Raw genomic sequence first — 16,704 nt, 5'->3', positions numbered from 1 at the left:
CGGATGTTTCATAGCATCCGGATTAGACCGCTATTGGGCTGCCGCGATTCGAGACGGTCCACCGCCATAGCGGATATTGAACCATTACGATGGCCCCGATGAGAGCGCTCCACAGCGCAATGTATCGAACTGCCAACTCCCCCGGTCCGGCCAGATGTGAGCGATCGCTGCTCAGCAAGAACTGCAACGCGGAAAACACCTGGTTATATTTGACGATCACCTGTTCCGTCCCGAGATAAATCGCCAAATAGGCCAGAGCGCCGGAAGCCAGCACCCATGCGACCGCACTTGTCCGCCCTGCTATCCCGGGAATCAATGCCAGCGTGGCTTTCGCCCCGCCAAATGAAATTCCTGCCATAGCCAGGCCGATCAGCAAGAACGCGCCTACGCTGCCATTGCCGGCCATCAGTTCAACCAGGTTGTCTGTGGAGGCCACCATCACCACGATGTAATAGGATATCGGTAGAAACAGGCAGGCGCCGATCGCCCATCCCAACAGCGCGGATTGAGCCCCATTCGCACCGGGAAGGAGGCGTTTTGCGGCGATAACGGCGCCCGCCGTGGCAGCAACACTCCAGAGGCTGAACAATGCCAGAAAACGGCCGATTATTTCCCATTCCCAGGGCCAGTGCAAGACAGGCGCCCCGACGATGTCGTGAATACTCTCGCTTGGCACCGCGGACCATAGCAGCAGCCACGCAATCGAACCATGCAGTAATACCAGGGGCGGAAAGCTGAGCAGATATAGCTCTCCCCGCGCCAGCCATTGCACAATCAGTATCGGAAAGCCCATAGTCCAATACAGCAGGGCTACAAGCAATAGCAGTGATCGAAAGGGATGCCCCTCGTATACCAGTTCACGCACATTGTAGGGTATCAAGGGTGATCGCGTAATCAACCAGCCGATCGCCACGCACATCCCGATCCCGATCGCCATCGAAGCAAGTGCGTGTTTCCCGCTCGTCCCTGTGGGAACCGCCACTAAAGGACGTGGCTGCGATACCGGTGTGACTATTTCCTGCCTTGCGGGGTCTCCATGTTTTTGCATCACCGACAATGCCCAGCCAACCAGCAATAACAAAATGGGTTCTGTTACATCCGCGGTGCGACCCAGCAAACCCATCTGCGCCAGCTCGATCAAACACGACCACACCACCAGCCCTGCCGTCGCCTTGGCGATACCCATGCGGGTTCTTTGCAAAAGCCATAGCAAGGCCGTGTAAATAAACAATGACTGGGCCAGTCCCCGAGCACCGGTTTCCATGGATCCCCGAAGCATGGTTGCAAAAGGGACCCCATTGAAGGTTCCACCCGAAGCGGGAGAAAAAGGCGTTAGTGCGATAATGCTCCAAGCGATTAACAGCAGCCAGAACGCCGCCTCGAAGAGTTTTGCGTGACCGACGCGCGATAGCACCAGACAACCCGCATAGCCTGCCAGCGACCCAATGAGAAGCGATGCGTCCAATGTCAAATTGACGATCACAACCTTACCTACCCACACGAGTGCGAGTGCGCTTCCCAGCCATGCGGCGGGCTGCCGTCCCAGCGCCATGAAAGCGCTACCCGCGACAAATGTGCCGGCCGCATGCATAGCAGCTGCCGAAAAGGAAATATTGAATTCAGCGAGAAGCGGCTTCAGCGCATCCTTGAACTTTTGCCAATCCAATGTGGGTACCAGCGGCAATAACTCGGTGAGCAGCCACAGTATCAAGACCAATAGAGGTACCAACGACGCAGCATCGAATGGATGTGCGCTTCCTGGCGAGCGTTTTCCCAGCACATGCGCCGCCGCCATGCCTGACAGCATACCTGTCATATTCCAGAGCACATCCGCCAGTGCCGCGGAACGGGAAGGAAGCCAAACCTGCGCCAACTGAAGGATAAATGAGTAAACAAGCGCGAACAGAAGTAACCCGGCGACACGAATCGTGGCATCGCCTCTGCCTGAGCCGAATAATATACCGGCCACGCCGAGTGGGAAGAACAACGCAATATTCCCCAACAGATCGCCTGGAGAGGTGAATAAACGCCAGTCGGTAAGGAATTGCTTTACAGCCCCGTCGTCCGGCGTGGAAAAATTGCCGGGATACAACGACCCATAGGCAATCAATACCGTGATCACTGACAGAATACGCATTTTTTCTATTTTCTATCGAGTATTTTGGATTAAGGAATGGCCTGCAAATGATGGTTCATCATCAGGTGTGACGGGTACTGGCTTGATTTCCAGTACCGGCAGCCAGCGAGGTCTGTCTCTATCGAGTGCATAGGCGCCTATTCCACCTGTGCCACGCAAACCTCCATCAAAATCCAGATCGGCTTGGGGATAAGCATCAAAGCGCATGCTGTCACTGGTGCGCTTCTGCAACTTGGTATTCGCCGGCATCAAATTCATTGCGCCCAAAGGTGCGAATGGCCGGGTAAGATAATTCCGCGCATCGTTAAATTTACCGGTCAGATTTGTCTCCAGGGAAGCACCCCGCACCGGTATTCCCGCGAATACGATATTGGCCATAACGAATTGCGGATGCGCTGGATCACCCTCGCGCCGCGCGAATGTTATGCCTGACCCGCGTGCTATCACGGTATTGTAGAAAACGCTTATCGCGCGTGTCGTGTCATTGTGCGGCTGAATCCGTATCGCATCGCCGAAATGATTCACAAACAGATTATTGTAGAGCGCGATATTGCCTTCGCCCTGGAACAATGCTTCATGCAGATTCTGATAAAAGAAATTACCATAGATGAGATACCGGTCGTTTGCTCCCGGTCCTGTGAGCGGCCAATGCCCAACCAGCATATTGGGTCTTGCCATCTCCTTGGATCCGCCATGTGCCTTACTGAAAACATTGTGACGGATGATCGTTGCGTTATCCTCGTCCGGTATGCCGGGTAAAACCGGGCGGGGCTGCTGATGCTTGATCTGCAGGTTATAGCCATGCGTATCAATGATCAGATTGCGGTCGATCATGCCCCCGATAAATGGTGCGCGCCCATCCGAATTACCGAGGTAAAGGCCGGTTCCGGCGCCTTCGATCACGTTGTTGCGAATCACCCAGCCCCAGGCCGGGCATTTGGTGGAAATGCCAACCGTTTGCTGATTGTTTCCATGGCCGCGAATACGCAGCCCATCAAGCGTGATGTGATGTGCCCAGTCCGCGTAGCCTTCGCATTTCACCCCATCCACTCGCAGATTACGGCCATCGAGAACCAGATTGCGAATGGTGATGTAACTCGAGTTAACGATACTGACCGTGTTATGTCCGGGCCGCGCAATAAACACCGCATGCGGCTCCCCATCCGGTCCAGAAATCGTAATCGGGTTTTGCTCGGTACCATGAAGCTGCTGAATAGGCAGGCCGTCCCTATATTCTCCCGGCATCAACCGTACATAAGCGCCTGGCTCCAATTGCTTGAGTCTGGCGCGATAGGTGCCCGGGTCCACCGTGTAGGTGGCTCCGGCGAAAGCAGGCAATATACCGGATAGGATGCCGACGATGACTAATAATAATCGGAAATGCCGGATATCAATTGACTTAACCATGTTAATACATTTTGACGAGAGATAAAGCTTGAAGAAATGTATCAGCCGTCATTTGTTTGCCGCCGATGTCGTGATTGGGGCACCCAACCACCGCTATGCACCCATATGATAGGAACATTGGCCATACCCGATACACAAAAAACTGTGATGCACCATTTTTGTGGTCTGGTTCTGAACAACCCCACTCCTTGGAGCAAGCATAAGCGGTATTGCGCCCGCAGTGTTATTCGGTTATAGTAAACGCAACTTTGTTGCAATACCATCCCTATCCTTTATGCCTATTAATTCTCAGGAACAGGCGGAATCGATGATCCGGCGTACCGGCGAGCGGGTGACCTCTGGCAGGGTTCGAATTCTTACCATTTTGTTGACGGAGCAACGGGCTATTACGCATCATGAAATTGAAGAACGCCTGAGCGGTGAGCAGCGATTGGATCGCGTCACGCTCTATCGTGTGCTTGAATGGCTGAACAAAAGAGGTTTTGTGCATAGGGTGGCGAGTGATGATCGAGTATGGCGTTTTCGCGCAAATTTCGATGCCCATTCACACCAGCATGCGCATTTTAAATGTACCCGTTGTACAACGGTGATTTGCCTTGACGATCTGAAAGCCAGATATGACGGCCCGTTGCCGGCCGGTTACCGGTCTCAGGCGGTCGAGCTGATAGTCAAAGGTTTATGTGCCGAATGCGCATGATAGAACATCCAATTCATAAAATGCGGTATTCATATGCCGATGCCAGGGAATACCGTTCCATGGGGTTGCGGAAAGGATTATTCCTGATTCTGGTATGGGTGTTTTCGCTCGTCCCGGTCTTTCAGGCGACGCATGCGCTTACGCACGTTGATATCATCGGTGTGGTTCAAGCGGACGATCATGAACAAAACGAAACCGGGCCAGACTCCGATCTCGACCGAATTTGTCTGGACTGCGTGGCTTTATCGGCTTTTAGCATTATCCCTCTCATCCTGATCCCCCTCTTTCTGGATCAAACAATACAACAACTTCCACCGCTCCTGAAATTTAGACATACCCTCCCAGGTTTTTCATTCCCATATCTCACGCGCGCTCCTCCGCGAGTGTAATCCTTCTGTTGCTTAAAATCGAGCAGCCCTGACCGGTTCCGTCATTTGATGTTTATCGCCTGATCCGGGCTGTATCCGGCCACAAGAATAGTGGCAGCCGGAAACCGACGCAGTAATGCAACTAAGTTGCGTAAGAGTCGTCCTTTCCATGCATTCAAGAAGTCGGTATGAATGATTCAAGTTGTAACGTATCAGCGGTACTTTCGCATCACTTGGGCGGAGTACTCAAGGAATTCCTGAACAAGTTGCTGATCTTGCCAGCGGGATACGTGATGGCGGTTTCTTGGGACAGACCGTCGCAGGGACGAGAACGGTTCGTTCAAAGCTATCTCAGATTCACCATCATTCTGTTGGTACCCGTTGTATTCAGTGTAGCGTCTGTTCAGGCGCAGGATATTGGCAAGGACAGTGTCCTGCCGCCAGTTGTAGTGACCGCCACGCCATTCGAGAATCGTAGCGAGCTTGATACGGCCCAGCCTGTTTCAGTGCTGCGGGGCGAAGATTTACGCCGTAAGCGCGAAGCGAGTCTGGGCGATACCCTCTCCCGAGAGCTGGGTGTGGCCTCAAGTTCCTTCGGACCGGCTGCGGGCCGTCCGATTATTCGCGGTCTGGATGGTCCGCGTATTCGGGTTCTGGAAAATGGAATCGGTACCCTCGATCTGTCGGCCATCAGCCCGGATCATGCGGTAACCGCCGAATCGCTCAATGCATCCCAAATCGAGATTCTCCGGGGTCCGGCAACGCTGCTCTATGGTAGTGGTGCATCGGGCGGGATAGTCAATGTCGTATCCGGGCGCATCCCGAATCAGCTGTTCAAATCACCAAAAGGCGATATCGAAATACGTGGCAACACAGCCACAGAGGAACGTACCGGGGCTTTCAACGCGACCGGCAGCATCGGGGGCCGGGCTTCCTGGAGTGTAGGTGGCTTCAAGCGCAAAACCGGGGATTACCATATCCCCGGGCGGGCGGATGAGAGCAATCCAAGCAGTAAGAAAGGCATCGTCGAGAACAGTGCGATAGATTCGGACGGCATATCCGCGGGAGGGTCCCTTGTCGGTGAAAGAGGCTTCATCGGCGGATCGATTTCGCGGCTGGAGAGCAAGTATGGCATACCCAGCCCTGAGGGTTCGAAGATCGATCTGAAGCAGACCCGTTATGATTTGTCAGGTGAACTGGACAAACCCATCATTGGTTTTGACAAGCTCAAGATACGTACGGGGTATAACGATTACAAGCATAACGAAATCGAGGGGACCGGGGAGATTGCCACGCGGTTTAAGAATCATGGCCTGGAAAGCCGCGCCGAGCTTTTGCATGCACCCATCAAAAACTGGCAGGGGGTATTCGGCGTCCAGTTTCAGGACCGTAATTTCTCCGCTTTGGGCGAAGAGGCTGTGATACCGGTCACGAAATCACGTTCAACCGGCATATTCCTGGTCGAAGAGCGCAACTGGGACCGCTGGCGTCTGGAACTCGGCGGGCGCATCGAGCGTGCCACGCAAGACCCGCAGAATAACGCCAATCCATCGCGCGCATTCAATCTTTATAACGTTTCAGCAGGTACTTTATGGAAATTCATGGAGGGCTACGGACTGGGTCTGTCAGCAACCAGGGGGCAACGCGCGCCATCCACGGAAGAGTTGTACATAAAAGGCGCACACCGTGGCACCGCCACCTTTCAAACGGGTGATGATACTTTAGGCGGCGAAACAACCAGCAATATCGATCTCACATTACGCAAAAACACCGGGCCGATAAAATGGAAAATCAACGTATTCCATAACTGGATCGACAACTATATTTTCGTGCGTAGTGCCGACACCAATGGTGACGGTGTGGCCGATCGTGTCGACGATACGGGTACACCGGATCCCAGCGGCGAATTCCTGGTACAGAATTTTGCGCAGACGGGAGCAAGATTTTTCGGTGCCGAAGCTGAAGTGATTTTCACCTTGAAGCCTGATGCCACCGAATTACGGCTGTTTACCGACTACGTGCGCGGAAAACTGGATATGGGGGGTAATGTCCCGCGCATTACACCACAGAGGTTCGGGCTGGAACTCAATCATAAGGTGGGCTCCTGGACGGCTAACGTGAATGCATTTCATGTGATGCGCCAAAACCGCGTGGCGGAACTCGAAACCAGTACGCCGGGGTACACATTGGTCAATGTCGACGTGAGTTACCGCATCAAGGAAACCAAATCGAATGGCATTAAAATTTTTCTTCAGGGCAAGAACCTGCTGAACGAAGAGATGCGCGTGCACACTTCTTTTCTGAAAAACTTTGCACCACTGCCCGGAATAGCCGCAGTAATAGGGTTGAGAGGCGAGTTTTAGCGTCATCGCGCCAACTGCATTCGTCAACCGCCGGGAGACGTGTTTTAGCGCCCAAACAGGACCCCGGCAACATTTCAATATCTGTCCGTCTGTTAAGCCCCGGCAGAATGTGGCACACTTCGGCATTCCTTATATTCCGGGTAGTTAATCCGTGTCTCCCTACGAACTCTTCATTGGTCTACGCTACACCCGTGCCAAACGCCGTAATCACTTCATTTCCTTCATCTCCCTGATTTCCCTATTAGGAATTACTCTTGGCATGACGGCACTGATCACTGTCATGTCGGTGATGAATGGATTCCAGAAAGAAGTACGGACACGCATCCTGGGCGTCGCCTCTCACATCCAGATAAGCGGTATTGACGGCAAGTTGGCAGACTGGCGCCGAGTTGCGGAAGAAGCGCTGCGGCATCCGCTGGTGGAGGGCGCCGCGCCTTATGTCAGCGCGCAAGGCATGGTATCGTTCGACCAGGTTGTCAGTGGCGTTGCTGTAAGAGGCATCGAGCCGGCCATGGAGGATAAGGTGGCCGACCTGGCCCGGATGATGATAGATGGCAGGCTTGACGAACTGATCCCGGGGAGGTTTGGCATCGTTATCGGCTCGGAGTTGGCACGGGTCCTGGGCGTATTTACGGGAGACAAAATCGTACTGATCTCGCCGCAGGGACAGGTAACGCCGGCCGGTATCCTGCCGCGCCTCAAACAGTTCACCATTACCGGCATCTTCGAGGCGGGGCATATGGAGTACGACTCGAGCCTGGTGCTGATCAACTTGTCGGATGCACAAAAGCTCTACCGCATGGAGGATGATCAAGTATCGGGTGTACGGCTGAAGCTACATGATCTCTTCGAGGCGCCGCAAGTGGCGCGAGACCTTGCGCCGATGATTTCCACGGAGGTTCATATCAGCGACTGGAGCCGCCAGCATGCCAATTATTTTCGTGCGATACAGATCGAGAAGCGCATGCTGTCGCTGATTCTTGCCCTTATTATCGCCGTCGCGGCCTTCAATATCGTCTCGACCCTGGTGATGGCGGTGACCGATAAGCAGCCCGATATCGCTATTCTGCGCACCTTGGGCGCAAGCCCGCGCAGCATCATGAAAATCTTCATCGTGCAAGGCACCCTGATCGGTGTCCTCGGCACCATGCTCGGTGTAATCAGCGGCGTGTTGCTGGCATACAATGTGTCGTCGGTGATCGCGCTGATTGAGGGCCTGTTCAGCGTGCGATTCCTTTCACCGGATGTTTATTTCATCAGTGACATTCCATCCGACCCGCAAATGAATGATATTGTGGCCGTGGCAGCGGTATCGTTCGTGCTGACACTGCTGGCAACGATTTATCCGAGTTACCGGGCCTCCAAAGTCAATCCCGCGGAGGCGCTGCGGTATGAGTAAAACCATTATTTCCTGCCGCAACCTGCGCAAGAGTTATTTCCAGGGCAAGCTGGAGGTTCCGGTGCTTATGGGCATAGACCTTGATATCCTGGCAGGTCATACCCTTGCTATTGTCGGCGCCTCGGGTTCAGGAAAAAGTACGTTGCTACACGTGCTGGGAGGATTGGATGCCCCTACCGGCGGCGATATTCGCATCATGGGGCAGAATATAGCGACCGTCAGTGAAGAAGAAAGATGCAAATTGCGTAACAGATCGCTGGGTTTCATTTATCAGTTCCATCATTTACTACCGGAATTCAGCGCACTGGAGAATGTCGCCATGCCCCTATTGATCCGGCGCATCAGCAGCAGCGAAGCGTATGACCAGGCGGCGAAATTATTGAAGCAGGTGGGCTTGGGCCATCGCCTCACGCATACTCCCGGAGAACTCTCGGGTGGCGAGCGGCAGCGTGCGGCGGTGGCACGTGCACTGGTGACTCAGCCCGCTTGCGTCCTTGCGGATGAGCCTACCGGAAATCTCGACCGGCACACGGCGGGAGGCGTATTCGAATTGATGCTTGAACTCAACCGCAGCGTGGGCGCAAGCCTCATCATTGTCACCCACGATCCGGAACTGGCCAAAAAGGCAGGGCGGACATTACAGCTGGAAGACGGCTTGCTGGTTGAATAAAAACAAGAGTCACCGGGGCTTATCGCGACTAGAATGAGAAATGAGCAGTCAACTGCCGAATCCAGATTTATAAATCAGCGCCGCCGTTTTGCCCGTTTTCGCCACTCATAAATGGTATAGAGCCGCCACGTTACACGCACGGCAAAATATCCGATTACGGAAAGCAGCAGCGCCAACAGCAATATCCCCACCAATAATGGCTTGCCGAGCGACATTACCCAGTCTATCAGTGCGGGAACCCATTCACTGATATTCTTATCCATCAGGTGCAAATCGGTCTGGGGCATATTACCTGTGCCGTTACCCATAACAAACTCGCCAATGGCGTAGGCGACGATATAGATCGGTACGATGGTGAAAGGATTGGAATAAAGTGTGGTAGCCACCGCCACGGGGAGATTTACCTTGAAAGCGATCGCAAACAAAGCGGCAAAAAAGAACTGTACCGGATTACTGCCGGGGATCAGTCCGGCAAATAACCCGGCTGCAACGCCGCCCGCTACTGATCGCCGATGCAGATGCCACAGATTGTGATGTTGCAGATGTTTACCGAACAGCCCGACAAACCGGTTTTGACGGACGGTTTCGTGAGAGGGCAGATATTTTTTGAAGAATTTTCGCGGCACGGGAAGAGTGTACGAAAATACCGGCGCTTCATGCAAACATAATAAGCTGGCCGTCAGCCGTCATACCGGTATCCGCCCGGCAAAAGCGCGCGGCCGTATGGGATTCAAGCGCTCGATAGCCCTTTACCTTATTTATAAATATCTTAATACGGTGGTTCAGTTCGCCGTAGAGGAACAATCTCCTCGTTCTGCTTCAGTAACTTCCCCCATGTCCATATAGTTCCGGTAGACCACGAGAACCTGATGCGAGCCTATATTCTTGCGTTTGTCTTTGGGGTGGGACTGTTGCAGCAACAGACCGAACTGCCGGACTTGCTGTGGGCATGGCTCCTCGTACCGGGTGCGGTGGGTGCATTTTTACTTTGGCGTTGCCGGGCCGCTATTTTTTCCATCACTGCAAAGATTCTGCTTGCTCTGATTTTCTTGGGTGCGGGGTTTTTCTGGGCAGCGGCGTTTGCTCAGTGGCGTCTGGCGGATGCACTTCCGCATGAATGGGAGGGACGCGATATTCAGTTGGCGGGAGTGGTGGCGGAGTTGCCGCAAGCCAATGAAAATGGCTTACGTTTTGCTTTTGACGTGGAGCAAGTGCTGACGGAAGGCGCGATTGTTCCCAAGCGAATTTCCCTTGCCTGGTATAACGAGCGCCGCAAGCACGCGGAGAATTCCGGGTCTGTGCTACCCCGGATCAATGCGGGCGAACGCTGGCGGATCACGGTGCGTCTCAAGCGTCCGCACGGCAGTGTCAATCCACACGGTTTCGATTTCGAGGAATGGGCCCTGGAGCGCAACATTCGCGCGACCGGCTATGTGCGGAAAGCTGACGATAATTTGCGTCTGGACGAAATGGTTAATCAGCCTTCGTATCGGGTTGAACGTTTGCGCCAGGAGATTCGCGAGCATTTTATTCGGTCATTGCCGGATCATGCCTATACCGGTGTTCTGATTGCGCTGGCGGTGGGCGATCAGCGCGCGATTCCAGGTGGCCAATGGCAAATATTTACGCGCACGGGCGTAAACCATCTCATGAGTATCTCGGGCTTGCATGTGACGATGGTTTCAGGCCTGATGTTTGCGCTGGTATATGGGTTATGGCGCAGAAGTCATCGTCTGGCACTATGGTTGCCCGCGCGCAAGGCCGCAGTCATTGCGGGGCTGGTGGCGGCTTTCGGTTATGCGCTGCTCGCCGGCTTTGCGGTACCGGCGCAGCGCACGGTTTACATGCTGGCGGCGATAGCCCTCGCTCTATGGCTGGGGCGTTTCGCTTCCGCGACAGCGGTGCTGGCATGGGCATTGCTGATAGTGGTGGTGCTTGATCCCTGGGCCGTACTTTCGCCCGGCTTCTGGTTGTCGTTCGGGGCGATGGCGTTCATCATGCTCGTAACGGCCGGACGGATTGGTAAAATGCATTGGTTAACCGGCTGGGCGCGCGTACAGTGGGCGATAACCCTCAGCCTGATACCACTGTTATTGGCGATGTTCCAGCAGGTATCGCTGGTTTCGCCCTTTGCCAATGCAATCGCCGTTCCGCTGGTGAGCCTGGTGGTGGTTCCCTTGACGCTGTTGGCAACATTGCCGCTACTTGACTTCATGTTGCTGCCTGCACACGTGGTACTGAGCGGTTGCATGGAGATGTTGCGGTGGATGAGCGATGTACCGCAGGCGGTATGGAGCCAGCATGCGCCCCCCGCATGGGCGGTAGCCGCCGGCATGGCAGGTATTGTCTGGATGTTGTTGCCCGGAGGATTAGGACTGGGTATGAGGGGCGGGCCGGGGCTGGCCACAGGTTTTCCGGCTCGCTGGTTGGGGGTGGTTGCGCTGCTGCCGATATTCCTGGTATTACCCCCAAAACCGGCACCGGGAGAATTATGGCTCACTGTGCTGGATGTCGGCCAGGGATTGGCGGTAGTGGCTCGCACAGAAAATCACGCGCTGCTCTTCGATACGGGACCCGCTTTCAGTACCGAAGCGGATAGTGGCAACCGTACTATCGTTCCTTTTTTGCGCGGGGAAGGCATCAAGCATCTGGATGCAATGATTGTCACGCACGCCGACTCGGATCATAGCGGCGGGGCATTGTCAGTACTGGAGGCGGTGCCGGTGGAATGGCTGGTGTCATCCTTGAGCGCAGATCACCCGATCCAGCTTGCCGCTTCCAATAAACATCAGTGCCGTGCAGGACAATCGTGGGAATGGGATGGAGTACGCTTCGACATGCTGCACCCGGTCCAACAGAGCTACAGCAACCCCAGGCTCAAAACCAACGCTTTAAGCTGCGTACTGAAAATCACGACAATCCATGGCAGTGTGCTGTTGCCGGCCGATATCGAAAAAAACTCCGAGTATCAGCTAATCGAGAACGATGGCAACGCACTTTCCTCAACGGTGCTGGTGGCGCCCCATCATGGCAGCAAAACGTCCTCTACCAGTGAGTTTGCGCGTCAAGTGAATCCCCGGCTGGTAATATTTACCGTAGGCTATCGCAATCGTTTCGGGCATCCCCGGGAAGAGGTGATGGAGCGCTACCGGGCACTGGGCAGCACATTACTGCGCAGCGATAACGATGGAGCAGTGCTGCTGCGCTTTGTAGATAGCACGGTTGCAGTCGAAACTTCGCGCGCATTGCGCCGCCGTTACTGGCAGGATACCTGAATACCGATGAAATCAAGGCAGCATAAAAATGAGTAATGAGTTACCCGATTCAGCTTCAACCTAAATCCGGTAGTTGGACGGGGTGAAGTGCGCGGTTTTTGGGGTGCAGGGCAAGGCGCAACGACGCGGAATGGTCGTTCCATTCCAAGAAGTTGCAACGCAGCCATGTGCCGCAAGAACTGTGCAATTCACTCCGTAGCGACTTCACCCAGAAGGCGAGCGTCAAACAATACGAAATATTGTTATTAATCATAACCCTGATATATTAAATGAGCGATCAACTACCGGATTCAGGTTCAATAGCTTTGCCGGAACATTCATCTGCGGTGCTTTCCTCCACCGGTGCTGGACGAGATGGACTCTCCTGGCTTGAATCCACGTTACCCATGCTGCCCACGTTATCTCCCGGCGAGGTCGAAATACTCCGGTATGCGCTGGAATTTTCCCAACCGCTGTATGCCGGCAAATCCCTGTCTACTGGCGAACCGGTTAGTCAGCATGTGTTGGGTGCGGCGTCGGTTCTTGCGTCGCTGCGGGTTGATAGCGACACCCTGATAGCAGGTTTGCTTCATGCAGTGTCCGGTTATCTGGATGGCTACACAGAAAAACTGCAAACAACCTTCAATCCAGCTGTAGCTCACCTGGTGGAAGGGGTGGCGCGCATGGGCCGTATCCGGACGCTGGGTGCAAGAGGTGAGGGAAGCAGTACAGATCACAGTGCACAGATCGAAGCACTAAGAAAAATGCTGCTGGCGATGGCGGAAGATATTCGTGTGGTCATTATCGCCCTGGCGGACCGGACCCAAACGATGCGATATATCTGCGCAAGCAACGTTCCGGAAAGTGTCGAGATTGCGCATGAAACGCTGGATATATTTGCGCCCCTGGCCAATCGTCTGGGGCTCTGGCAGATAAAGTGGGAGCTGGAAGACTTATCGTTCCGGATTCTTGAACCGGAACGCTATAGAAAAATCGCCAGACTGCTCGAAGATACCCGCATCAACCGGGAACAGTATATCGACCGGGTGGTGGATATGCTGCAGCGCGAGTTGCAGCAGGCCGGCATCAAGGCTGAAGTGACCGGGCGTCCAAAGCATATTTACAGCATCCATAAAAAAATGAAACGCAAGGATGTTGACTTCAAGGAAATTCATGATGCCCGCGCGGTGCGGATCCTTGTGAATGATGTGAGGGACTGCTATGCCGCGTTGGGGATGGTGCACAATCTGTGGGTGCCGATTCCCAAAGAATTCGATGACTATATCGCGAGACCGAAAGGTAACGACTACCGCTCGCTGCATACTGCCGTCATTGGTCCGGAAGATAAGGTGGTTGAAATCCAGATACGCACGCACGAGATGCATCGTCATTCCGAGATGGGTGTCGCCGCGCACTGGCGCTATAAGGAAGGAGCAAGGCGCGACGCCAGGTACGAGGAGAAAATCGCCTGGTTGAGACAAATCCTGGAATGGAAAAACGATGTGGAGGATGCCGGAGAACTGGCGGAGCATTTCAAGACCGCGCTATTTCAGGATTCGGTTTATGTGCTGACCCCGCAGGGGAGGGTGGTTTCCTTGCCCAAGGGGTCTACGCCGGTGGATTTTGCCTATCATGTGCATACGGATCTCGGCCACCATTGCCGCGGCGCAAAAGTTGACGACATCATGGTGCCGCTTGACTACCCGCTACAGAATGCGCAGCGGGTGGAAATCATCTCGGCCAAACAGGGCGGGCCGAGCCGTGATTGGCTCAATCCCGCCTTGGGTTATCTCAGAAGTCATCGTGCGCGGTCGAAGGTCAGACAGTGGTTTAGCGCTCAGCAACGCGAGGATTCGCTCATACAAGGCCGGGCGATAGTGGAAAAGGAATTACAACGCCATGGCATGACTGCACTGGGGCTGGATAAACTGGCAGCCGGATTCAAGTTTGCCAAACTTGACGCTTTCCTCGCCGCGGTCGCCCGGGGCGACATCAATAGCCATCAGCTGGGAGCATTTTTAAGTGGAAAGATTGAGCCAGCCGTTACCGTAGGTGCAGTTGGCTCAGCTGGCTCAGTGGGTTCAGCGGGCATAGCGGTTACCGGGCCGGAGTTGCCGGCAGGCAGGAAAGGCACTCCGCAGCCCGATGGCGGTGTACTCATCGTTGGCGTCGACAAGTTGCTCACGGCGTTGGCAAAGTGTTGCAAACCGGCGCCACCCGATCCCATCATCGGTTTTGTCACGCGTGGACGTGGCATTACGATCCACCGTCAGGGTTGCGCCAGTCTGTCACGGCTATCCGCAGAGAGCTCAGAGCGCCTGGTGGCAGCGGATTGGGATGTCTCGAAGGGGGAAGCAAGTTATCCGGTCGATGTCGAGATCGAAGCGCTGGACAGGCAAGGGTTGCTAAGCGACATCTCTACTATTCTTTTGCGTGAAAAAATCAATGTAACCGCCACGCATACCCAAAGCCGGGGCGTTACTGCAACCATGCAATTTACGCTGAAAATTACGGGTCTGGCGCAATTGCGCCGCGTACTTGGATTGATACAGAACGTGCCCGGCGTGATGTCGGCCTCGCGAAAGTAATGGTTACCCAAGGAATTCCTTAACAAATCCTCTAAACCCTATAAATCCCTGAACCCCTTAATTCTCAGGGGCGCCCGGCGTCTCATGCCTAAGGCAATGCGCGCGATTGCCGCCGCCTTCTTCATTTCATATTGATTTTTCAGGCCATGCTCCACCCGCTCACCGCAGCGGCTAAGACGCTTTATCAAGATAAATTACATTAATATTTTTGTGCATCTTATTTATTTACATCACTTATTTACTTATTGATGAGTTTTCGCCGATTTTTAATTTAAGTCGTTGTCGCATAACAAAAAACCCCTGTATTCCCTTGACTTCACCATTGTTTTTAATTACAGTGGGTAGAAGTGGGAGAAAGTGGGGAAATTATAAGATTTATTTCCTCCTAAAATAAGGGAACATGATGTTTCGCGGCGGCACACCTATCAGTCTGGATAACAAGGGTAGACTCGCAGTGCCCGCGAAATACCGTGAGGGACTTATGTCCTTTTGCGCTGGCCGTCTGGTTATAACCGCCGATCCGTCCCGGTGCCTCCTGGTCTATCCGCAGCCCGTATGGGAGCCCCTGGAGCAAAAGCTCAACAGCCTTTCCAGCTTTAATCCGCAAATCCGTAGTTTACAACGTCTTCTTGTCGGCAATGCCAGCGATGTGGAAATGGACGGCGCCGGGCGCATATTGTTGCCGCCCCTCTTGCGCCAGTTCGCCGGCCTGAGCAAAGACGTGGTGTTGGTGGGACAGGGTGCGAAATTCGAATTGTGGGATGACGAGAAATGGAATCTGCAAATGGATAATGCGCTCGCTTTCAAAGATGGCATCCCGCCGGAGCTTGATGGTTTCTCGCTGTAATGGCGTGGTTGAAGAATCCATGCACGTTACAGTTTTGCCGCATGAAGCGGTGGATGCGCTGGCTGTCAAGCCGGACGGGATATACGTGGATGGCACTTTCGGGCGCGGCGGCCACAGCCGGATGATATTGGAACGACTGGGTAAAGGTGGCAGGCTGATCGCGTTCGATAGAGACCCGTCTGCACTGGCGGCGGGACAGGCAATCAGCGATACCCGTTTTTGTATGATTCATGGCAGTTTTTCTCAAATCAAGCAGACATTGGGGGAATTGAGCGTGGACCGGGTGGATGGAGTGCTGCTGGACTTGGGCGTATCTTCGCCGCAACTTGAAGAAGCGCCACGCGGATTCAGTTTTCGCCTGGATGGGCCGCTTGATATGCGCATGGATACAACCCAGGGACAGACAGCCGCGGAATGGCTGGCTTGCGCTTCCGAGGCGCATTTGGAAGAGGTGATAAGAAGCTATGGCGAAGAACGGTTTGCTAAACAGATTGCAAGAGCGATTATTGTGGCAAGAACGCGACAGCCTGTCGCTACCACCCTTCAGCTTGCCGCGATTGTGGCGGCGGCCGTGCGTTCGCGTGAGCGTACCCGGGAAAAGCAGAATCCGGCGACGCGCACTTTTCAGGCTATACGGATTTATCTCAATCAGGAACTCGACAAGTTGTCGCTGGCCTTGCCGCAATGCGTGGAAATACTGAATTCCGGAGGGCGGCTCGTAGTGATCAGTTTTCACTCGCTGGAAGACCGGCTAGTGAAACGTTTTATGCGCGAATCAGCCAACACCGACATGCTGCCGCGCAGACTGCCCTTGCGGGAAAAAGAGGTGCGGCTTATGGGTCATCACAAATTGCGTTTAATAGGCAAGGCGATACGCGCGGGCGCAACCGAGCTGGCGATCAACCCCAGGGCCAGAAGCGCGGTAATGCGGGTGGCGGAACGGGTTAATACAACATAGTGGAAGCTCGCTATCG

11 protein-coding genes are annotated in these 16,704 nt (G+C 54.2%); 8 read left to right on the top strand and 3 right to left on the bottom strand.

Features of this window, described 5'->3' with window-relative positions; all coding sequences use genetic code 11:
- Positions 1-22: 22 nt before the first annotated feature.
- Positions 23-2,137: a VanZ family protein gene (locus tag BLR00_RS00960; RefSeq protein WP_074630394.1), complete on the bottom strand. Its 2,115-nt coding sequence runs from the start codon at positions 2,135-2,137 to the stop codon at positions 23-25.
- A gap of 12 nt (positions 2,138-2,149) precedes the next feature.
- Positions 2,150-3,544 (bottom strand): right-handed parallel beta-helix repeat-containing protein, encoded by a 1,395-nt coding sequence (locus BLR00_RS00955; RefSeq protein ID WP_074630393.1) that lies wholly within the window; start codon positions 3,542-3,544, stop codon positions 2,150-2,152.
- Positions 3,545-3,818: 274 nt separating this feature from the next.
- On the opposite strand from BLR00_RS00955, the gene BLR00_RS00950 reads away from it, so the two are divergent.
- The 4 genes from BLR00_RS00950 (at position 3,819) to lolD (ending at position 9,041) form a co-directional block, all read left to right on the top strand.
- Positions 3,819-4,241 (top strand): Fur family transcriptional regulator, encoded by a 423-nt coding sequence (locus BLR00_RS00950; RefSeq protein WP_074630392.1) that lies wholly within the window; start codon positions 3,819-3,821, stop codon positions 4,239-4,241.
- 556 nt (positions 4,242-4,797) lie between these two features.
- A complete protein-coding gene (locus BLR00_RS00940; protein WP_256324018.1) occupies positions 4,798-6,972 on the top strand; it encodes a TonB-dependent receptor in 2,175 nt (724 codons plus the stop codon).
- 151 nt (positions 6,973-7,123) lie between these two features.
- Positions 7,124-8,371: a lipoprotein-releasing ABC transporter permease subunit gene (locus tag BLR00_RS00935; protein WP_074630390.1), complete on the top strand. Its 1,248-nt coding sequence runs from the start codon at positions 7,124-7,126 to the stop codon at positions 8,369-8,371.
- Positions 8,364-9,041 carry a lipoprotein-releasing ABC transporter ATP-binding protein LolD gene (lolD, locus tag BLR00_RS00930; protein ID WP_074630389.1) on the top strand — a complete coding sequence of 226 codons (678 nt, stop codon included), beginning with the start codon at positions 8,364-8,366 and terminating at the stop codon, positions 9,039-9,041. Before BLR00_RS00935 ends, lolD begins: the two co-directional genes overlap by 8 nt.
- Before the next feature lie 74 nt (positions 9,042-9,115).
- Here the strand turns inward: lolD and BLR00_RS00925 are convergent, their stop codons facing one another.
- The gene (locus tag BLR00_RS00925) at positions 9,116-9,703 is read right to left on the bottom strand and encodes a DUF2062 domain-containing protein (RefSeq protein ID WP_256324017.1); all 588 of its coding nucleotides are present in this window, start codon (positions 9,701-9,703) and stop codon (positions 9,116-9,118) included.
- A 207-nt stretch (positions 9,704-9,910) separates the two neighbouring features.
- Here BLR00_RS00925 and BLR00_RS00920 point away from each other — a divergent pair, with 207 nt between their 5' ends.
- From BLR00_RS00920 to rsmH, 4 genes are all read left to right on the top strand, one after another.
- Positions 9,911-12,316: a ComEC/Rec2 family competence protein gene (locus BLR00_RS00920; protein ID WP_074630388.1), complete on the top strand. Its 2,406-nt coding sequence runs from the start codon at positions 9,911-9,913 to the stop codon at positions 12,314-12,316.
- A 269-nt stretch (positions 12,317-12,585) separates the two neighbouring features.
- A complete protein-coding gene (locus BLR00_RS00915; RefSeq protein ID WP_074630387.1) occupies positions 12,586-14,883 on the top strand; it encodes a RelA/SpoT family protein in 2,298 nt (765 codons plus the stop codon).
- A 403-nt stretch (positions 14,884-15,286) separates the two neighbouring features.
- On the top strand, positions 15,287-15,730 hold the full coding sequence (mraZ, locus tag BLR00_RS00910; protein WP_074634057.1) for a division/cell wall cluster transcriptional repressor MraZ: 444 nt from the start codon (positions 15,287-15,289) through the stop codon (positions 15,728-15,730).
- Positions 15,731-15,749: 19 nt separating this feature from the next.
- Positions 15,750-16,688: a 16S rRNA (cytosine(1402)-N(4))-methyltransferase RsmH gene (rsmH, locus tag BLR00_RS00905; RefSeq protein ID WP_074634058.1), complete on the top strand. Its 939-nt coding sequence runs from the start codon at positions 15,750-15,752 to the stop codon at positions 16,686-16,688.
- Positions 16,689-16,704 lie beyond the last annotated feature (16 nt).

The sequence above is a fragment of the Nitrosospira multiformis genome (genome assembly GCF_900103165.1).
Taxonomy (GTDB): Bacteria; Pseudomonadota; Gammaproteobacteria; order Burkholderiales; family Nitrosomonadaceae; genus Nitrosospira; species Nitrosospira multiformis_D.
This window is presented reverse-complemented; position numbering and strand designations above follow the sequence as displayed.

Coding starts and splice junctions, on each gene's coding strand:
- rsmH (WP_074634058.1), top strand. CDS start 15,750: ATGCACGTTACAGTTTTGCCGCATGAAGCGGTGGATGCGCTGGCTGTC.
- BLR00_RS00920 (WP_074630388.1), top strand. CDS start 9,911: ATGCGAGCCTATATTCTTGCGTTTGTCTTTGGGGTGGGACTGTTGCAG.
- mraZ (WP_074634057.1), top strand. CDS start 15,287: ATGTTTCGCGGCGGCACACCTATCAGTCTGGATAACAAGGGTAGACTC.
- lolD (WP_074630389.1), top strand. CDS start 8,364: ATGAGTAAAACCATTATTTCCTGCCGCAACCTGCGCAAGAGTTATTTC.
- BLR00_RS00940 (WP_256324018.1), top strand. CDS start 4,798: ATGAATGATTCAAGTTGTAACGTATCAGCGGTACTTTCGCATCACTTG.
- BLR00_RS00950 (WP_074630392.1), top strand. CDS start 3,819: ATGCCTATTAATTCTCAGGAACAGGCGGAATCGATGATCCGGCGTACC.
- BLR00_RS00955 (WP_074630393.1), bottom strand. CDS start 3,544: ATGGTTAAGTCAATTGATATCCGGCATTTCCGATTATTATTAGTCATC.
- BLR00_RS00915 (WP_074630387.1), top strand. CDS start 12,586: ATGAGCGATCAACTACCGGATTCAGGTTCAATAGCTTTGCCGGAACAT.
- BLR00_RS00960 (WP_074630394.1), bottom strand. CDS start 2,137: ATGCGTATTCTGTCAGTGATCACGGTATTGATTGCCTATGGGTCGTTG.